Origin of the sequence: Mesorhizobium sp. M1E.F.Ca.ET.041.01.1.1 (genome assembly GCF_003997355.1) — a bacterium.
Classification (GTDB): domain Bacteria; phylum Pseudomonadota; class Alphaproteobacteria; order Rhizobiales; family Rhizobiaceae; genus Mesorhizobium.
The window spans coordinates 1-2,665 of the sequence record NZ_RZSL01000712.1; the positions used below are offsets into that span (position 1 = coordinate 1).

The following is a 2,665-nucleotide window of genomic DNA, read 5'->3' on the forward strand; positions in this document are numbered from 1 at the left end:
ACTATGCACAGGGGCTGCTGGATTTGCGCCGCGTCGCGCATCTCGCCGTCGACAATTGCCAGGTCACCGGCAGCGGCAAGAACGGGCTGGCGCTGGAACATGTCGCCGGCCGCATCGGCCGCTCCGACATTTCCGGCGCGGCGGACGCCGGTATCTATTCGGTCGAGGCCGGCGGTCTGGAGATTTCGGGCAATACGGTGTCCGATTGCGCCAATGGCGGCATACTGGTGCATCGCTGGCAACAGGCGGAGGACGGCACCATCGTCAGCGGCAACCGCGTGCAGCGCATCGGGGCGCGCAGCGGCGGCACCGGCCAGAACGGCAACGGCATCAATGCCTTCCGCGCCGGCAACGTCATCATCTCCGGCAACGTCGTCTCGGATTGCGCCTTCTCGGCGATCCGCGCCAACAGCTCGAGCAATCTGCAGATCACCGGCAACACCTGCTCGCGCTCCGGCGAAACGGGGATCTATTCCGAATTTTCCTTCGAAGGCGCGATCCTCAGCAGCAATCTGGTCGACGGCGCCGCCAACGGCATCTCGATCGTCAACTTCAACGAAGGCGGCCGCATGGCGGTCTGCTCGAACAACATCGTGCGGAATCTCTCGACGGTCGGCCCCTACACCGCCGACCCGCCCGGCTTCGGCGTCGGCATCAGCGCCGAGGCCGACACCACGGTTTCGGGCAATGTGGTCGAGAACGCACCGCGCTACGGCATGCAGCTCGGCTGGGGACCGTATCTGCGCAATGTCGTGGCGACGGGAAACATCATCCGCAAAGCCGGGACAGGCATCGTCGTCAGCGTGGTCGAAGGTTCCGGCACCGCCGTCATCTCGGACAACGTCATCGACGGCGCACAGAACGGCGCCATCATCGGCCAGCGCTGGGCCGATCCGGTGACGGGCGACCTCGCCCGATCAGCCGAGACGGGCTACGCGCATCTGACCGTCGAGCGCAACAAGGTGAGCTAGGCTACAGCCACGACCTCAGATTTAGATACACATTGTGTATGCAAGTATGCCATATTGATGACGGAAGGATTCATTGCCATGGCCGCGAAAAACCAGGACACCCACGCCAAGCCCGTCAATCTGCGCATCCGTGAGGATGTCCGCATCCTGATCGACCGCGCCGCGAAGATACGCGGGAAGACTCGCTCCGACTTCATGATCGACGCCGCTTACCGTGCGGCCGAAGACACGCTGCTCGACCAGACGCTCGTCAAGGTCGATGCCGAAAGCTATCAGCATTATCTCGATATCCTCGATCGGCCTCCGAGCGGCGAGGGATTTGCCGCCTGATGAATGCGCCCAAGCCTTGGCGGGACTGATGCTATCGGCACCAGCCCTTCTTGCCGATAGTCACGAACTCGACCTTTTCCAAAGCAGGAACGACAGCCTGGATCAATGGCTTCGACGGCGGGCGCGCGCCAATCAAGTCATCGGGGCGTCCAGAACCTATGTGATTGCAGAAACCACACGTGTTGTCGGTTATTATTGCCTTTCATCAGGTGGACTTGACCTGGCGGGTGCACCCGGTTCGATCCGGCGCAATATGCCCGATCCGGTGCCCGTGGCTGTACTTGGCCGTTTGGCTGTCGATGCGAGCTGGCAGGGAAAAGGTCTGGGCGGCGCCCTGTTGCAGGACGCGGTGCTGCGGACCGGTCAAGCGGCAGCCGTCCTCGGCATTCGCGGTCTCTTGGTTCATGCCATATCGGATGGAGCCAAAGCGTTTTATGAGCACTATGGCTTCCAGGCTCCCCCGAAAAATCCGATGACTTTGGTGCTGTCACTGAAGATGGCTCAGAAGAGGTAATTTCCTGGCTCACTCCGGGGAGCCACCACAGCATATGCGGGTGGCATTGTCCGCGCTAGCTGAGCGCCGCCGTCGGCCGCAGCGAACCGACCTTGGCGCCGACGCGGCTTTCGATAGCCGGATGGGCGAGTTCGGTGAGCTTCGCCACCAGCGCCTCATCATCGCGCAGCAGCTTTGCCAGAACCGAGGCGATCATCACCTCGGCTCCCCGGCTGGCGCCGTCATCGCATTTCAAAGCGATGCCGAGGCCGAATTCGGGAAGTGCCGCGCAATAGACGCCTTCGGCGCCGGTCTTGACGAAGATGCGGCCTGGGGCGGCCCGCATCAGCGCAAGATCCGCCTTGCCGGTGCCGGCCACCAGGAACGGCTCAGCCATGCAGGCCGAGAGCAGCCGCTTCGCCGCCTTGGCGCGTTCGGGCGCAAAACCCCTGCCCGTCGCCATACGCGCAAAGCCCAACGCAAAACTCTTCAGCGGTACGGCGTAAGTCGGGATCGAGCAGCCGTCGGTGGCGCTATGGCCGACATCATGCGCGGCGCCGGTCACGGATTGCATGGCGTCGCGTACCATCTCCTGCAAAGCATGGCCGGCCTTGACGTAACCGCCATGGGCGATGCCCGAGTGCACACAGGTGCAGAGGAAACCGGCATGCTTGCCGGAGCAGTTGTTGTGCAGCGCGTTGGGCACGTTGCCGATGCGCGCCAGCGCAATCGTCGCATCGTGGTTCGACGGCCAGTGCGCGCCGCATTCGAGCGCGGTCTTGTCGAGACCCGCCTTGGCCAGCATCGCCGCGGCCAGTTCGACATGGGCCGGCTCGCCTGAATGCGAGGCGCATGCCAGTGCGAGCTCGCG

At 63.5% G+C, this 2,665-nt stretch carries 3 protein-coding genes and 1 pseudogene; 3 read left to right on the forward strand and 1 reads right to left on the reverse strand.

Going from position 1 to position 2,665, the window contains the following annotated elements:
- The 3 genes and pseudogenes from EOA38_RS32990 to EOA38_RS33000 form a co-directional block, all read left to right on the forward strand.
- Positions 1–971, forward strand: a 971-nt coding sequence (locus EOA38_RS32990; RefSeq protein WP_127301203.1) for a TIGR03808 family TAT-translocated repetitive protein, incomplete at its 5' end; no start/stop codon positions are given.
- Positions 972–1,049: 78 nt separating this feature from the next.
- A pseudogene (locus EOA38_RS32995) lies at positions 1,050–1,330 on the forward strand (DUF1778 domain-containing protein).
- Positions 1,330–1,815, forward strand: a complete 486-nt coding sequence (locus tag EOA38_RS33000) for a GNAT family N-acetyltransferase (RefSeq protein ID WP_127301204.1) — start codon at positions 1,330–1,332, stop codon at positions 1,813–1,815. Before EOA38_RS32995 ends, EOA38_RS33000 begins: the two are co-directional and overlap by 1 nt.
- A 55-nt stretch (positions 1,816–1,870) precedes the next feature.
- Here EOA38_RS33000 and EOA38_RS33005 read toward each other — a convergent pair.
- On the reverse strand, positions 1,871–2,665 hold a 795-nt coding region (locus tag EOA38_RS33005), incomplete at its 5' end, for an asparaginase (RefSeq protein WP_127301205.1).